Origin of the sequence: Virgibacillus sp. L01, assembly GCF_052246775.1 — a bacterium.
GTDB lineage: Bacteria > Bacillota > Bacilli > Bacillales > Amphibacillaceae > Lentibacillus.
This window is the reverse complement of record NZ_JBQQCP010000011.1, coordinates 32944-48583: the sequence shown is the minus strand read 5'-3', so window position 1 is coordinate 48583 and position 15640 is coordinate 32944. Positions and strand designations below refer to the sequence as shown.

The window sequence follows — 15640 nt, the reverse complement described above, 5'->3', positions numbered from 1 at the left end:
TCTTTTAACTATTAGGCATCTCTACAAATTTATTTTCATAGTATCTTTTTTTCTTTGTATTGTTTATGTAATTAAAAAATGCTATTACATCACCTAATGGATTTTCCAGTAGCTGATGATCCTTTGTCAGTTCAAGGCGCTCAATTGCTCTTTCGTAATTTTTGGATGCATCCAGAAGATTGCTTCCTTCCATATGTTGGAGACAATAAGCGTACTGCATATGAATCATACCTAACTGTCGATGAGACGGAAATTGCAGGTTATTATACGTTTCAATTGCATCTATACAATAAGGAACAGCTTCATTAAGGTTTGATTTGTCAAAGTAATAGTATGCCATTTCTGTTAATGCCTCAGCATGTACTATCGTATTTACTAATGAGGAATCCTCAAGTAGCTGTAATGCTTCTTCCAAGTATGGATAAGCCTGTTCATTTTGATCTTTACTGCCGTATGTTTTAGCAATGCTTACGAGGCTTTTAATTTTAAGCTCCTCGTTATCATTACCCGCCATTTCGATAACTTTTTTGAGGTATGAAATCGATTCATCTCCTTTATTTTGCATCGAATACAGTATCCCAATTTTAAAATGAATATAAAAAATCATATACTGGTCCCGGTTATCATCTTCCTCAAAATAACCCAGCCTTTTTGGAAATACCTTACAGAGCGAACCAATTTTTCAAGCTTTTCTTCCACTTCAGCCAATACCAAATAGCCCCGTGCAAGTTTTATTCGATCGGCCTCTTTCTCTTCCTCCATTTGTTTAATAGCAGCCGTCATAATTCTGCGTGCTAATTTATAGTCACACATAAATGCGAGTTCACCGAGTAACATTAAATCGCTGTCTTCATTCGTATATAATTGAGCGATTATCTCGGATGCTGCCTTGCCTTCACCAATTTCATCGTGACAAATCGCCTCAACCATCCATAACTTTTGAACTAGAACTGTATGTAATTCATTATTTTCGCGTAATGTTTTCGACTTGGACAAGACGTTCGGATAGTGTCCACGCTTAAACTCGTCCAAAATCTGAACCAAATCATCTTTATATTCATCTGACACATTATCGTTGAATAGTTCTTCTAAATTCAGAATATCTATAACCAAAACTCACCTCCCTGATTAAATATTAACCAAAATTCATGTTAAAATAAAGCTAAAGGGGTGTGTGTTATTGGCATGATTATTTATTATGACAGCTATTGTAAAATGTGCACAAGTTCATCACTATTCTGGAATAAAATGGATTGGAGGAACAAACTTTCATTTAAGTCATTCCGTATGCTGGACAATTACCCTAAAGAAATGGAAGAAAGCCTGCATGTATATCATCAGGATAAATGGTATAAAGGGTTTGATGCCATTATGGAAGTGTCCAGAAAGCTGCCGCTCATGTGGATTCTGTTGCCCTTCATGTATTTATTCAAATGGATTGGATTAGGCGAATTTATATACAAAAAAATCGCCAAAAATAGAAGGCTTGTGCCCGTCAATCAGTGTGACCATGATGGATGCAGAACAGACTCATAGTGATTCAGAGGAAAGAATCCTGATAATCATTTTCCCCTCTTCAGCTGATGCCCGAATCAGAATAGGCTGCCGGTAATTATTCTTAAAGACAAAGTCAGGACCATACCAACTAACTGTTGCATCACGTCCTGGCGGTACATATGGAACGCTTCGACTGTGTGAATATCGTTCAATTATTTGAATACCCTTAAGTTCTACCGCATTGTATAATGTTGAAGAAACTTGGCATATTCCACCGCCAATGTCTTCTGCCAGTTCCCCTTTTACAATTACAGGCGCTCGCTTGTACCCTCTATCTTTCGTTCTTTTACCAACTATATTATTAAAGGAGAACCTTTCTCCCGGAAAAACAACATAATTATTTATCGCTTCAGTTGCAAGCACAATGTTATGTGATCTCTCCTTATTATCCTTTTAAAAATACGTAATATAGCTGCCGATTTTCTTTTCACGAATTTCTGCAAGTAACTCACTATCAACACGTGGATAAACCTTTTGTCTTGGAAGACTTATTTCTTCCCTGCTCCCATCGTAAAAATAATCCTGAAACAACTGTCGAAATTTAATACGGTCAAGCATAACCCCCGGTTTTTCCTGGACAATTTGACCGTCATCATCAAGTTTTGCATTTATGGGTTTTTTGTATATTTTTTCACTTAAAACGTCCATTTCGAGTTCCAGCTTTTGATCATTTACAAATAGCCTATCCACATAGGTTAACGAAAAGTCACTCTTCAATAATTCCCCTACAGGTTTTTGATCACTGGTTAGCGTTAGAGGAGTCGAAACTAATAAAAAAGACAAGATAACGGTTAACAAATAACCACCTCCTGTCTTAGTATTCGATAGATAAATAAAAACATGTAATAATTAATAACTGCCTTTATGTTGTCATTAAGAAAGATAAATTGCAAAAACCACAAGCGAAATTACAATCGTAATCGTGTAAATGATAAGTTGCAGGGGGAGATTTGACTTTAACGATGATGACTCATATTCATGTGAGCGTCTCAACTGATCTTCTACACTATCTCCTTCTTCTTCATATTTTTTCATCTTATTTTCCTCTTGTTTAAATACTAGTAATGTCCCAACCAATGCAACGATAAAAAGAAATGCTAGTAAGATAATAAGTTCAATACTCACGAAAAAACCTCCTCTGATAACTCCACTATAAATCATTAACACTATGTAAACAGTGATATCCATCACTGATTTAATAAATTAATCTGAGAAAAGCCGACTTATCGACAAGCTCAATAAGATGAGCCTTATTTGAACTTATGCAGTAAGAAAGGATTATGAAAATACCTCTCTAACTTGATTTTAGTGGACACAGGAGACACTATTTCTAGATAAAAGTAACCTTCTCGAAGTTATCCGGACACATAAGCCCTTATTCTTACATATATCATGGTTATTTAACTGGATTTTTATAATAAGATCCCTGGTGTCCGCAAACACCACCATTTACGTGAATTTCTGCCAAATAAGGTCTCTGGTGTCCGGTAAACTTCAAGTTTCTTAACAGCTAAAAAAACCACCCTGCTGCTTAAACAGAATGGTTTTTTGATTTGTTTTATCTAAAATCTCTTGAATCCTCTAGGTTACGTGTTGCTACCGTGTACCCGATAATTGATGCAATTGCAATCAATAATACATATAATGTTCCATTTTTCATAAAATGTCCCTCCTCATTTATTTAGAGCATGCGTAATTTACCTTTTTTCAAGATAAGTTTAGGTCCGCCAAGTAAGAACAGGTAGCGGTTATCAATCACTTTTTTCATTGCAGTAGCAGGTGTACCATAAAGCAGGCGCTCAGAGAACACAGTTCCCATTGCATCACTTTCACCAAGGGATGCTACTGTACCTTTGTCATCAAATGTAAAGCTTTCTAATGGTTCATTACGAAGCAGTCCTTTTAAGTTTGCAGCACATGTATCAGCATGTTGCATTGCAGCTTGTGCAGTTGGCGGGTATGGACGACCTTCCTCTTTATTCATTACCCAGGCACAATCCCCAATAATGAAGATGTTCTCTTCACCTGGTGCACGAAGATCAGATTCAACGGTAACTTTACCTTTTGTTATTTCAAACCCTGATTTGCCGAGAATAGAATTACCGGTTACACCGCCTGTCCATACGATCGTTCCAGCTTTAATCTCTTCCCCATCATCTCCAATTACAAAGCTGTTCTTCTTACACTCGGAGATTTTGGCACCTTCGCGAATTTCAACACCACGACTTTCCAATGACTCTTTAGCGTATGCTACTAAATCATCATTAAAGCCAGGTAAAATTCTTGGTGCTGCTTCGACATTAACGATACGTGTTTTACTGCGATCAATATCATATTTTTTGCAAAGCTTCGGTACTTGTTCAGCAAGTTCACCAACAAATTCGATGCCAGTGAAGCCACCACCGCCAACAAGAATTGTTAAATCATTTTCATTCTTCTTATCTGAAGTACTGTATTTGGCAAATTGATATTCAATATGTTCGCGAATCATACGGCTAGATTCGATGTCTGTAATGGAAAATGCATTCTTTTCCATTCCTTTAATTCCAAATGTATTTGTTTCAAAACCGAGTGAAATAACAAGATAGTCATAAGAAACTTCACTATTTTTTAATACAACACGATTCTCTTCTTTTTTCACTTCAACAACTTCATCATAAATCAGACTTACACGATTTGGATTAATCACATCACTGATCATCATTCGTGCCTGATTCTGATTTCTTGTACCAGCAGCAACCTCATGAAGCCAGGTTGTTTGATAGTGATAGTTATGTTTATTTATTAATACTATCTCCGCTTCATCTGGTCCTAGTTTTTGCATTAATCGTTTGGTCGTCATCATGCCAGCATAACCAGCGCCAAGAACGACTATTTTTGGTTTACTCATATAATATCCACCTTCCTCAAATAGTAAAATAGCAATTTCATACGAAAAATCATATAAAACGCAGGAAAACCTTATGTCCACTTCCTCTATATTATCAAAGTTTTGGTAAATAGGCTAACAAATCTATGTTTCACACCGGTATTCTTTGTAATAATAATAAAAATCATTCTATAATTATATGGAGGTGGATTATGGAGAAGATTAAAATTTATCAAGGTGACAAATCTGTACAAGAATTATGCAATGCTGATCCGCAAATGAATAAACTCGTACAAATTATTGGAAATATCGAAGTTGTAATGCGTCTCGACTTTTTTACATCAATGGTTCGTTCAATGATTGGACAGCAAATTTCAGTACAGGCAGCAAACTCCATATATACAAGGCTTGAATCACTTATGGAAAATAACATTACAGCTGCCTCCATTCTTATAATATCTGAGCAACAATTGCGTTCAATCGGTTTATCAGCACGAAAAGTTATCTATTTACGTGATCTGGCTGAAAAGGTCTATCATAACGAAGTTGATTTACAAAAGCTGCACAAACTTGATAATCAGAAGGTTATTAAACTTTTGACAAGTATTAAAGGTATCGGAAAATGGACAGCTGAAATGTTCCTTATTTTTTCATTAGGCCGAATGAATGTGCTGGCAATAGATGATATTGGTATCCAGCGGGGAGCAAAATGGCTTTATGAAGTTGAAAAGTCAGAACGCCGAAAAATTTTAGTCGACAAACAGCCGGTTTGGAGCCCCCACCTGACAATAGTATCATTTTATTTATGGGAAACTGTGCATTTGGGTTTAGTAAAAAAGTATAATTCGATTGAAGATATTGGAGGAGAATAATCATGCATGATAAAACTGAAATCAAAGCGCTTTACCAGAAAATGATTGACGGATGGAACACTAGAAGTGCCCATGATATGGCAGGGCAATTTACCGAATCTGGTGAGTCGATTGGGTTTGATGGCAGTCTGATGTCGGGGCAAGATGAAATGATTTCGCAACTTAGCGCAATATTTCACGACCACCCTACCCCACCATTTGTAACGAATGTTAAAGAAGTCCGTTTTGTCGGAGAGGATACAGCAATCTTACGCGCAATTGTAGGTATGGTACCACCTGGCCAGACAGAGCTGAATCCTGAATTAAATGCCTATCAGACAATTGTGGCGGCAAAGCAGCCAAAGGGATGGAAAATTGAACTGCTTCAGAACACACCTGCACAATATCATGGCCGACCAGATCTGGTTCAAGAGATTACGGAAGAACTGAAGTCTGAAATGTGATATTACAGAAACTTCGATGATTAAAAAGCAAAAAAATTTTCGATAAGAACTAAAATTAAAGAGAATGCTGATTCTTTCAGCATTCCCTTTATGTTAACTATACCGGTCTTACTGTCACTTCATTAACATTCACATAATCCGGTTGTGTAACCGCGTATACTACGGCACGTGCGATATCATTTGCTTCTAACTTTTTCCGATCAGAATTGGAGGCTTTCTTTTTAAGATCTTCATCTGTTCCATGTGAAGCAAGATCAGTGTCTACAGCTCCTGGTGAAATGTTTGTTACACGTACACCTGTCCTTGCAAGTTCTTTTTCCAAGCCCATTGAAAGTGCACGTACAGCAAATTTTGTTGCACTGTAAACCGCATTCACTTTGGAAACTTCATGTCCTGCCACTGAAGAAATATTGACAAGATGGCCTGTTGAGCGCTCTACCATTTTAGGTAAAACCGAGTTTACCCCATAAAGGACACCTTTTATATTGACATCAATCATCTGATCCCATTCATTAACATGTCCTTTTTGAATAGTAGACATTAGCATTAGCCCTGCGTTGTTAACATAAATATCTACTTCGCCAAAGGTTTCGGAAGCTTTTTCTGCAAGGGTGTCAACTTCTGATTGTTTTGCAACATCGGTTTCAACAGCAATCGCTTTTCCTTCTTCCTTTCTATTAATTGATTCTACAAGCTCCTCCAGCTTTTCCTTGCGTCGTGCAGCTAATACTACATTAGCACCTTCACTTGCAAGTTGTTCTGCAATTGCAGCACCAATTCCGCTGCTAGCGCCTGTTACAATAGCAGTTTTTCCTGATAATTTTGTCATAAATAATTCCTCCCTTACTTTCATGAGTTTATCATGTTAGAAATGCAAGTTCTAAATATTTGGACTAGGATTAGCGTGCCACTGACAAAAAATGAGAGTGATCATCCATACTCGATCACTCCCATTTTTAACCCAAAATTGTGAACTTCGGCGGGGAAATTGTGAACTTGAGCCGAATTTGTGTCAACTTGAGCCAAATGTGTGACAACTCGGCGAAACCTCTGTGAACTTCAGCCATTCGATAAATTTCGACACCGCTGAACCATACTCGATCCCGGTAAAGTCATTCTAACTCACATATCATGGCCGCAGTACAACCTTAATGCAGTCATCTTCTTTCCCGTTAAACATTTTATACCCATCTGAAGCATCATCAAGCATCATATGGTGCGTTATGATCTCTTTAGGATCGATTTCCTCCTGAACAACCTGATGATAAAGTTTATCCATATAAGATCTGGCATGTGCCTGACCTGTCTTCAACGTGATGTTCCTTGAGAAAAATGGCCCTAGCGGAAACATATTATACAGCCCGCCATAAACTCCTGTTAGCTGGACAATCCCGCATTTTTTCACTGCTTTAGTCGCAATTTGGATTGGTCCAAGTGTGCCGCCCTGCAGTTTAAGTTTTTGTTCAACAAATTCGAGTGGAGACTTTTTGCCATCCATACCGACACAATCAATCACGACATCTGCTCCACCATGTGTTAACTCTTTTAATTCTTCACCCATATCATCATATTCAACAAAGTTATATGTTTCCGTACGATTTATTTTCTTCGAATGCTGGAGGCGAAATGGGATATGATCAACTGCAATCACGCGTGAAGCACCTTTTTGCCATGCAAACTTTTGAGTCATTAATCCGATCGGACCACAACCCAATACCACAACTGTATCTCCATGTTTAACTCCAGCATTCTCCACACTCCAGTACGCAGTTGGTAACACATCTGATAAAAATAACAGCGAGTCATCGTCCATCTCACAGTCTTTCGGAATTAAGAATGGTGTATAGTTACCGAATGGTACACGGAGGTATTCCGCCTGTCCTCCTGGATAATCGCCGAATTTCTCTGAATATCCAAAATAACCGCCTGAATCATAATGGGGATTCGCATTATCACATTGGGATTCCTGATGATTCTCACAATATGGACAGCTACCACATGCAACTGTAAATGGAATGACAACGCGGTCCCCTTTTTTAACCTTTGTTACATCATTACCGACCTCTTCCACAATGCCCATTGGTTCATGACCGATCTGATAACCAATTGGCAGTGGAAAATTTCCCTGATACAAATGTAAATCAGATCCACAAATTGCTGTTGATGTGACTTTTATAATGACATCTTCTGAATCCTGAATTCGTGGAAACTCAACATTTTCGACACTTACTGAATACTTGCCCTGATATGTTACGGCTCGCATAGTTAATCCACCTCTATATAATTTACTAAGATTTAAGATGTCCTATTTTCTGTAACTTATGAGTTAATTTACCGTCTTGTACCAGACTCCGTAACCTTAAAACTGATTTTTACTTTAATTGGAAGTGTCTGGTATTCTTCCTTAAACCGTTTTTTATTATAACCTCGAATACTACTCCGAACATGTTCTTTAATTCCGAGTGGATCAATGTTTAACTCCTGAAATTGTTTGATTAATTTATTTGCTTTCTTTTTAAAATCTTTTTCTAAATCTTTTTCAAAAGAGGGGATCCGTTTGGTTAAATTTTCTTTTGTGTATTCCCTGACAACCCCTGTTAACTTCACATTTATTGTAACTTTCAAATTTCCTTTTCTATCTGTAACTTGGAACTTCCTCGTTGTATCAATATTTTGAACCGATGCCTTATAGGTATCAGTGACCAGATTATACTGTCCATCACTAAAATTTTGATAAAGCATTTTAAATATATTTCCATCCTCGATTGGAATACTGTCAACTAGTGTATCATCCTTAAAGAAAGCTAAAGCTATTATACTTGGTATCCCTTTCTCCAAACTTAACATTGGCAAGAACGGATCATATGTATCACTTTTTATACTCTGGGAAAATTGTTTTAAGTTTGTTTCAGGAAGGTTTCCGTGCTGAACATTATGGTCAAACAAATCGGACAAATAAACCCCTGCTCCTTTGCTACTATCAATAGCATTCAATAATTCATATGACGATTCTTCAACGACCCCTAAATACAAGCGGGAACCGATTGAAGGATCTCTTAATAAATAATCAATATTCTTATTAAGTCCATGTTCTGCCAACTCTTTGCTAAAAAGGGCAATTTCCAATTTGCCATTATAAAGCTGTTCAGAAGCTTGCGCATTCAGTTTCACTCTGTTTTCATAAATCATAGAAGATGTATCTGTAAACACCATATCTTTTAATTGGTTTTGCTGCAAAAACATTGGTGAAACAACAGTACCTTGAATGGTATCTTCATCTATATAATCATACCCAGCAACCGTAGCCATTCGAATTTGATCGATAATCTTCTTAGGCATATTAAAATTTATAATTATACTTACTGATATTAGTGTAAAAGCGATAATATATTTAAGAGGCACTTTTTTTCACCCTTCTGACAATAAAGTTTATGAAAAATAAGGCTGGAATATAGCCAAATAAAAACATCGCCCCTATTTTACCTGATACATCATTGATAGAGGCTATAAATTCTCTCCCAGCGATGATAACACAGGCAATATAGACAATAACGAGTAGAAATACAGCTGTTTTTTTATGGGAAATACCAAATAAATTGTGTAGCGTTCTAGTACTTGCCCATAAATATAATGCAACATTAGGCAGGATGCTAAAAAACAGTGTTGCTATACCGACATATTCAAAACGAGCTAGAAATGGCATCTCGATAATTTTCCACAGACCTAATGTAGCCCATATAGTATTTTCCAGTTCATTCTGATTGTAATATACGTACGAGACCAGGCAGACAAACACATATAATAAAATCGTATACAGATTTCCGATTTGTGCAAATTTTTGTGACTGTCTGGACTCACGTATAAATGGATAAAATACAAGTAACGTACTAATACCCATAAAACTTAAAATAGCCAATGCTGAAGACTGCAATATTTCAGTTAAGGAATGATCAAGAATAGGTAATATATTCGTTAGGTGAGAATATTTTAATGGATAAAATAAGGTAAAAATCAAAAAGAATGGATAGATAACACCAAAAAAACAGACACCAACGACTATTCTAAATTCACCTGATATAATGTAATAAACTAGTGGTAGAAGCAGTAATAATAAAGCCCATACTTTCACATGCGGGAACATCCAAACCTGAATTATTTCAATATATGTTCGCAAGACAACTACTGACAGAAATAATAAATACATAGAAAATAAAAAAGATAAAAAGCCACCCAGCCATTTACCATATGTAATTTTGTGAACGCTAACAATCTCCCCCGTCTCATTACTTTGCAGCATCTTATACATAATCCAAATAATTATACTGAATGCTAATCCTGCTATTATTATTGATATCCATGCATCATGCCCGGCATACTTATTAATAACGCTTTGAAAACCAAGAACTCCAACACCTATTTGTGCAGCAGATATCAAAAAAAATACCATTAGTGGCGGTACTTGATCTTTTACCTTAATCATCACATATCCCTCTACTTATCCTTGTTTTGTTTAGTAGGTCGCAACACTTTCTCGGGTCGAACTGCAAAAGGACGCTTGCCCTGTTTATCGAAAGGTAACCGAATAAAAGCATCTTTTAAATCCGTCATTCGAAAAGGAAACATTGGTTCCAAAAACGGCCTTCCCAACGATGTTAGCTTTAGCAAATGAACCATGATATATGCAATACAGATACCAACCCCAAGAATCCCGTATACATGGGCAAAGAGGAGTAATGGGAACCTGATAAGACGAATCGTGTTACCCATTTGGTAGACAGGCGTTGTGAAAGAGCCAAGTGCTGCCAATGCAACAAGAATCAGCAATACATTACTGGTCAGTCCTGCTTCCACTGATGCTGTTCCAATCACAATACCGCCCACAATACCAATTGTCTGACCAATCTTGCTGGGTAATCTTGCCCCGGCCTCACGTAATAGCTCGATAGTCAACTCAAGAATGATAGCCTCCAAGATAGGAGGAAATGGTACTTGAGTTCTGGAGCTAACCAGAGTACCAAGTAATGTCTGAGGTATTAGTTCAAAATGATGAGTAAGTACAGCAACATACAATGGCGTAATTAAAATCGAGAAAAATACCGCAAATAAACGAATAAGACGAAATGCCGATGCAAGTGTCCAATTTAAAAAATAATCCTCAAAGGCTGAGAAGAACTCCACCAGCGTTGTCGGACCAATTAACACATGTGGTGAACCATCAACAAAGATTGCTACTTTCCCTTCAGTTAACACCGCAGCAATCCTGTCAGGACGTTCGGTGTCCAATAGCTGTGGAAAGGGCGAGTTTTGATTATCGGTAATCGCCTGTTGGATATAAGAGCTATCTATTACCTGGTCAATTTGAACATCTTTTATACGCTGAACTACAGTCCTAACATTTTCTTTATCTGCTATACCTTCAATTGAAACGACAGCAACCTTAGTTTTTGTAACGGTACCAACTTTCATCTTTTCTATCGATAATTCAGGAACACCAATTCGTTTCCGTACTAGATTTAAATTGGTATCAAGATTTTCAACAAAAGCTTCCTTTGGCCCTACAACACTGAATTCTACTTCCGGAATACCAATTTGGCGTGTCTCAGCAAGTGGGATAGGTATAAGTAAATACTGAGGACTCACATTTTCCATAGAGATGAATACAAAACCTTGAATAAGCTTTTCATGTAATTGATCAGGATCATCCATTAGCTGTGATTTGGTAATAGGAACATCATTAATTATTTCAGTTAAATCAGCATAGTCATTTTGCTGTATTTGCGGCAGTATGTATTTTTCTAACTTTTTTGTATCAATTGCTGATTTTAAATAACCAACACAAATAAGATTATCATTATGCTCAAATTGATAATCAATAAAATCCTCTTTTTGTTTTAATGCAGCTAAAAATCTTTCAAAGTCTCGTTGTTTTTTCTTTTGTGCCGCTTTCTTTTTCATCGAAACATCCTCGGTCAAAACATGCTACAAGGTAGTATGAAAAGGAATGGGCTTTATTATGCATCTGTCAGAGTTCAAAGTAGATAATAATTTGTACCTCCCAAAAAAATTCTTTAGTAAAAAAATACATAATTTACTTAAACCTGCTAAACAATACGTACGGAGCACAAAAAGCTCAATATACTTAATGGAGGTTTTTAATTTATGGCACAACAAAATCCACAACAGCAACAGCTACAACAAGCTGTACAGCAGGCGCAACAAGCTCAGCAAGCAGTACAGCAAGCTTCTGCTAGTGCTGATCCTCAACAGTTGCAACAGGCGCAGCAGCAATTACAGCAGGCTGAACAGGGGCTTCAAAATGCTCAATCCCAAGCTGGTGCTGCCGGCCAACAGGATCCACAGGCTCAGCAAGCGCAACAACAGCTGCAACAAGCACGTCAGCAAGCAAATCAGGCGCAGCAAGCACAGCAAAACAAACCTCAATAATACTTGGCTAATTACCAAGATTTAATAAGGGAGCCTCCAAGATAGTTGGAGACTCCCTTTATTATTATTGGCTTGCAATAATTTCTACAATTTTATCCTCAATTTTCGGACCATCTTCCTCATCTAACAAGTTATTAAGCATGATTGAAAAGATAAGCTTTTCCCCGCTTTCGCTTTCTACCAACCCTGATAACGTACTGACACCATATATCGTTCCGGTTTTCGCCTTGACATTCTTATCTTCCATCCGGTTTTTCAATGTCCCGCCAATCATTCTGTCAGCCTTTCCAGCAACAGGCAGTGAATGAAGATATGAATCATACCAATTTTTATTCTGTACTAAATAGAGTAATTTTGAAATCTCATTAGGGGGAATTAAGGTTGCATGAGAAATCCCCGAACCATCGCGAAGCATGAGGGAATCTGCGTTCATTCCCATTTTTGTTAACTCCGTTTCAATTACTTCCAGCCCTTTCTCCCAACTACCTTCACCATGTATAACTTTCCCCATTTCTTTAACCAATATTTCCGCAATCGTATTATTACTTAATTTCATAAACGGTACTAGCATTTCAGAAAGTGGCATTGATTTATGTGAATAAAGAACTTCAGCATCACTCGGAGCTGCTTCCATTTTGACTTTGCCCGTCCAGGATATCTCCTCTTTCTTAAGTGATTGCTGGAACAATTCCATCGCATATCCAGTTGGTTCCCATACAGTCATCCATTCTTTAATAGCAGCTGACCCAACTGGAATCGTCCCCTCAATTGTTATGGTATTCTCACCATGTACACGCTTTAGCGTCAAGTCCTCTTCCACGCTTGGTTCGCTGGTTAAAGCCGTATTCTTCACTTCTATATAGTTAGTCCCAGGTGAGACAGTAACATCAGGTTTTTCCCCTTTATTACCTGGGCTTACCTTAACGATAACTGTACCTGCGTCATAGTCTGTATCCGGCGAAGCAGTTAAAGCTGAAATTTGTGCACCATAATACCAATGCTCATCACTCCAAATCAGGTCTGGCGACAGTCGAACATCATCGTACCACGTATCATCCGCTACAATATCTCCCTTAATTAAATTAACGCCACTTTCCTTTAGTTTTTTAGCAAAATTATCAAAATCAGAGGGAAGTAATGTTGGATCCCCTTTCCCCTTTACAAAGAGGTTCCCAGCCAATGTACCTCCATTTATCGATCCATTTGTAAGTATCTCCGTTGAAAAGGTGTGATTCTCCCCTAACACGGCGAGTGCTGCGGCTGCTGTTAAAAGTTTCATATTTGATGCAGGTCGCAGACGGATGTCACCCATATGATCATACAATTTTTTCCCACTCGATGCTGAACGGATGCTTATTCCAGTAATAGCTCCATTCAAATTCGGTTCATTTTTTATATAGTTTTCTATCTGTTCTGCCATCGTATTACGCTCCTCTGTTGTATTTGCTGCTTCATTGTTTTTATCTGTTGCAACAGACCCTATCATGAAGATCAATAAGAATAGGAAAAGCATACCGAAGCTATAATTTTTCACCGTCATTCCTATCACCTCATTTCAGCCCTAATAATAATTTCTGTATTTATGTATAAAATCCTTTTTCTCATCTTAAAGAACTTACAAAAAAATTGACCCAGGAACAGCCTATTCCCAATGATGGACTTGACTCTAAAATTATATACACATTACTTTATTTTTAGAAAACCAGGCTTATGCAGTAAAAAATTTCTTGCTACCAAAGAAAAAAGCACCGCATAATTGAGCGATGCTTCCTTCTATTCTACTAATAACTAACTGCGTCGTAAGAATTAATTAATCCATCTTCAAAGTAATAACCAGAACCATTCATGTCATCAGCTGTATTTTCAATAGCCGCCCGGATCTCGGCGTTATTTCTGCCCTGGCCTGCCAATAAAGCAGCAAGACCTGCAACATGTGGTGAAGCCATTGAAGTACCTGACATATAAACATAACCATCACGCAAATATGTTGATGCAATATCAACACCAGGTGCCATCACATCCACCCATTCACCATAATTTGAAAAACTAGCAATTTGATTATTACTATCTACAGCCCCAACAGCAATAACATTTTCATAGGAAGCAGGCTCAAATGTAGTTGAAACCCCATCATTTCCGGAAGCTGCAACAACCACTGTACCCTTATTCCATGCATAATTAACTGCATTTTCTAATGTTTGTGTATCACAATCACAGCCGAGTGATAGATTGATAACCTCCGCACCGTAATCAGCAGCATAGATAATTCCATCTGCAATGTCTGCCAATGATCCGCTTCCTCTTGCATCCAATACTCTAACAGCAAGAATTGACGAATTTGGTGCCATACCAGCGATTCCAATTCCATTGTTCGTTTCTGCTGCTGCCGTACCAGCTACATGTGTACCATGACCATTTCTATCCATCGGTTTATAATCATTTTGAACAAAATCATACCCTAAAATTGTCTTATCATTTAAATCTTCATGCCGATAATCTACTCCCGTGTCTAAAACAGCAATTTCCTGTCCACTATTTCCTCTGGTAACATCCCATGCATTGTCAGTATACGTATTAAATATTCCATATTGGTAACTAGGATTTGCGTACGGGTCATTTGGAGTCCAAGTAGCACTCATTTTGAAATTCGGTTCTGCGTATTCGACGTTAGGATTCTTATTAAGTGCTTTAACAACAGCCTCAACATTTCCAACCTTCAGGACTTTAAATGGTGATTTAACAGCATCTTTATCCGACTTCACTTCTGCCTTCATGCCCTCAAACACCCTTTTCTGAGCACTTTCTGATAAACCAGTCTTAAATTTAACGATCACCTCTCCTTTCACATGTGAACTTACTTCATCTGATTGCTCAATAGATGGAACTTTTTCTAAATTACTTTCCTTACTCTGATCAGCCGAAACTGCACTTCCTAATGTCAGAAAAGCTAGCAGTATCGCCATAAACACCCCACTAACAAATTTTAATTTCATAACTAGTCCTCCTTTTTTAGGTTTATATATATATTCTAAAAAAAGGAGTTGGAAACCTTTATAAAAGGCTTGGGAAAAAAGAGGCAAAAATTGTCGAATAATGAAAACTTTTGACCTAAACTTTCCTGTATTTGGGAAAGTGATTTTATATAAAAACTGAAAACGCCTATTTATCAACGGTTGAATCCTTATGTATACGCAGATATTTTAGTAAATAAAGGTCATACAAACTTAACCTATAAGTAAATTTATAATTTCAGTTACTATTACCTAGTTCAGAATTCAATAGAATTTCATTAATTAACCATATACGTGGATTTGCGCAAGTTAAAATTCCATCAATAATAGATGGTTGCTACTATTCGCCAGCCATAATGGTTTCTTAACTAAGCCAATTTACTTCTATTCATCATTTATCCAACAATTTTGTGGACTACTGGTTTACGTGTTTATGAATTCAAA

At 37.3% G+C, this 15640-nt stretch carries 16 protein-coding genes and 1 pseudogene; 4 read left to right on the top strand and 13 right to left on the bottom strand.

Annotated features, from left to right (window positions below):
* Positions 1-4: 4 nt before the first annotated feature.
* Both ACTWQM_RS17310 and ACTWQM_RS17305 read right to left on the bottom strand, forming a co-directional pair.
* Entirely contained in the window at positions 5-565 is a 561-nt protein-coding gene (locus tag ACTWQM_RS17310) for a tetratricopeptide repeat protein (protein ID WP_443259412.1), read from the bottom strand.
* 38 nt (positions 566-603) lie between these two features.
* Complete coding sequence (locus tag ACTWQM_RS17305; protein WP_443259411.1) at positions 604-1113, bottom strand: hypothetical protein; 510 nt, start codon at positions 1111-1113, stop codon at positions 604-606.
* Positions 1114-1185: 72 nt separating this feature from the next.
* Between ACTWQM_RS17305 and ACTWQM_RS17300 the strand changes: the two genes are divergently transcribed.
* Entirely contained in the window at positions 1186-1536 is a 351-nt protein-coding gene (locus ACTWQM_RS17300) for a DCC1-like thiol-disulfide oxidoreductase family protein (RefSeq protein ID WP_443259410.1), read from the top strand.
* On the opposite strand, the pseudogene ACTWQM_RS17295 reads toward ACTWQM_RS17300, so the two are convergent.
* The 4 genes and pseudogenes from ACTWQM_RS17295 to ACTWQM_RS17280 all read right to left on the bottom strand — a co-directional run.
* Positions 1531-1926, bottom strand: a pseudogene (locus ACTWQM_RS17295) (VanW family protein); the annotation flags it as partial. The gene ACTWQM_RS17300 and the pseudogene ACTWQM_RS17295 overlap by 6 nt on opposite strands.
* A 24-nt stretch (positions 1927-1950) precedes the next feature.
* Complete coding sequence (locus ACTWQM_RS17290; protein WP_443259409.1) at positions 1951-2355, bottom strand: hypothetical protein; 405 nt, start codon at positions 2353-2355, stop codon at positions 1951-1953.
* A 75-nt stretch (positions 2356-2430) separates the two neighbouring features.
* Complete coding sequence (locus tag ACTWQM_RS17285) at positions 2431-2682, bottom strand: hypothetical protein (protein WP_443259408.1); 252 nt, start codon at positions 2680-2682, stop codon at positions 2431-2433.
* 556 nt (positions 2683-3238) lie between these two features.
* Positions 3239-4447 carry an NAD(P)/FAD-dependent oxidoreductase gene (locus tag ACTWQM_RS17280; RefSeq protein WP_443259407.1) on the bottom strand — a complete coding sequence of 403 codons (1209 nt, stop codon included), beginning with the start codon at positions 4445-4447 and terminating at the stop codon, positions 3239-3241.
* 191 nt (positions 4448-4638) lie between these two features.
* Between ACTWQM_RS17280 and ACTWQM_RS17275 the strand changes: the two genes are divergently transcribed.
* Complete coding sequence (locus tag ACTWQM_RS17275; protein WP_443259406.1) at positions 4639-5298, top strand: DNA-3-methyladenine glycosylase family protein; 660 nt, start codon at positions 4639-4641, stop codon at positions 5296-5298.
* A gap of 2 nt (positions 5299-5300) precedes the next feature.
* A complete protein-coding gene (locus ACTWQM_RS17270) occupies positions 5301-5741 on the top strand; it encodes an SgcJ/EcaC family oxidoreductase (RefSeq protein ID WP_443259405.1) in 441 nt (146 codons plus the stop codon).
* A gap of 97 nt (positions 5742-5838) precedes the next feature.
* Here ACTWQM_RS17270 and ACTWQM_RS17265 read toward each other — a convergent pair whose 3' ends face one another.
* From ACTWQM_RS17265 to ACTWQM_RS17245, 5 genes are all read right to left on the bottom strand, one after another.
* Positions 5839-6570 (bottom strand): SDR family oxidoreductase, encoded by a 732-nt coding sequence (locus ACTWQM_RS17265; protein WP_443259404.1) that lies wholly within the window; start codon positions 6568-6570, stop codon positions 5839-5841.
* Positions 6571-6870: 300 nt separating this feature from the next.
* Positions 6871-8004, bottom strand: coding sequence for a zinc-dependent alcohol dehydrogenase (locus tag ACTWQM_RS17260; protein WP_443259403.1), 1134 nt, complete (start codon positions 8002-8004; stop codon positions 6871-6873).
* Positions 8005-8072: 68 nt separating this feature from the next.
* Positions 8073-9080 carry a Ger(x)C family spore germination protein gene (locus ACTWQM_RS17255; RefSeq protein ID WP_443259402.1) on the bottom strand — a complete coding sequence of 336 codons (1008 nt, stop codon included), beginning with the start codon at positions 9078-9080 and terminating at the stop codon, positions 8073-8075.
* 52 nt (positions 9081-9132) lie between these two features.
* Positions 9133-10221 (bottom strand): GerAB/ArcD/ProY family transporter, encoded by a 1089-nt coding sequence (locus ACTWQM_RS17250; RefSeq protein WP_443259401.1) that lies wholly within the window; start codon positions 10219-10221, stop codon positions 9133-9135.
* Positions 10222-10232: 11 nt separating this feature from the next.
* On the bottom strand, positions 10233-11696 hold the full coding sequence (locus ACTWQM_RS17245) for a spore germination protein (RefSeq protein ID WP_443259400.1): 1464 nt from the start codon (positions 11694-11696) through the stop codon (positions 10233-10235).
* Between the two features lie 204 nt (positions 11697-11900).
* Here ACTWQM_RS17245 and ACTWQM_RS17240 point away from each other — a divergent pair, with 204 nt between their 5' ends.
* The gene (locus ACTWQM_RS17240) at positions 11901-12185 is read left to right on the top strand and encodes a hypothetical protein (protein WP_092493187.1); all 285 of its coding nucleotides are present in this window, start codon (positions 11901-11903) and stop codon (positions 12183-12185) included.
* Positions 12186-12249: 64 nt separating this feature from the next.
* Here ACTWQM_RS17240 and dacB read toward each other — a convergent pair whose 3' ends face one another.
* On the bottom strand, positions 12250-13725 hold the full coding sequence (gene dacB / locus ACTWQM_RS17235; protein WP_443259399.1) for a D-alanyl-D-alanine carboxypeptidase/D-alanyl-D-alanine endopeptidase: 1476 nt from the start codon (positions 13723-13725) through the stop codon (positions 12250-12252).
* A 241-nt stretch (positions 13726-13966) separates the two neighbouring features.
* Positions 13967-15178, bottom strand: coding sequence for a S8 family peptidase (locus tag ACTWQM_RS17230; RefSeq protein WP_443259398.1), 1212 nt, complete (start codon positions 15176-15178; stop codon positions 13967-13969).
* Positions 15179-15640: the final 462 nt, after the last annotated feature.

What these genes read in the sequence shown, in the direction of transcription:
- ACTWQM_RS17260 (WP_443259403.1), bottom strand. Translation starts at nt 8,004, where the DNA reads ATGCGAGCCGTAACATATCAGGGCAAGTATTCAGTAAGTGTCGAAAAT.
- ACTWQM_RS17230 (WP_443259398.1), bottom strand. Translation starts at nt 15,178, where the DNA reads ATGAAATTAAAATTTGTTAGTGGGGTGTTTATGGCGATACTGCTAGCT.
- ACTWQM_RS17310 (WP_443259412.1), bottom strand. Translation starts at nt 565, where the DNA reads ATGCAAAATAAAGGAGATGAATCGATTTCATACCTCAAAAAAGTTATC.
- ACTWQM_RS17270 (WP_443259405.1), top strand. Translation starts at nt 5,301, where the DNA reads ATGCATGATAAAACTGAAATCAAAGCGCTTTACCAGAAAATGATTGAC.
- ACTWQM_RS17245 (WP_443259400.1), bottom strand. Translation starts at nt 11,696, where the DNA reads ATGAAAAAGAAAGCGGCACAAAAGAAAAAACAACGAGACTTTGAAAGA.
- ACTWQM_RS17280 (WP_443259407.1), bottom strand. Translation starts at nt 4,447, where the DNA reads ATGAGTAAACCAAAAATAGTCGTTCTTGGCGCTGGTTATGCTGGCATG.
- ACTWQM_RS17255 (WP_443259402.1), bottom strand. Translation starts at nt 9,080, where the DNA reads ATGCCTAAGAAGATTATCGATCAAATTCGAATGGCTACGGTTGCTGGG.
- ACTWQM_RS17300 (WP_443259410.1), top strand. Translation starts at nt 1,186, where the DNA reads ATGATTATTTATTATGACAGCTATTGTAAAATGTGCACAAGTTCATCA.
- ACTWQM_RS17265 (WP_443259404.1), bottom strand. Translation starts at nt 6,570, where the DNA reads ATGACAAAATTATCAGGAAAAACTGCTATTGTAACAGGCGCTAGCAGC.
- dacB (WP_443259399.1), bottom strand. Translation starts at nt 13,725, where the DNA reads ATGACGGTGAAAAATTATAGCTTCGGTATGCTTTTCCTATTCTTATTG.
- ACTWQM_RS17275 (WP_443259406.1), top strand. Translation starts at nt 4,639, where the DNA reads ATGGAGAAGATTAAAATTTATCAAGGTGACAAATCTGTACAAGAATTA.
- ACTWQM_RS17240 (WP_092493187.1), top strand. Translation starts at nt 11,901, where the DNA reads ATGGCACAACAAAATCCACAACAGCAACAGCTACAACAAGCTGTACAG.
- ACTWQM_RS17250 (WP_443259401.1), bottom strand. Translation starts at nt 10,221, where the DNA reads ATGATTAAGGTAAAAGATCAAGTACCGCCACTAATGGTATTTTTTTTG.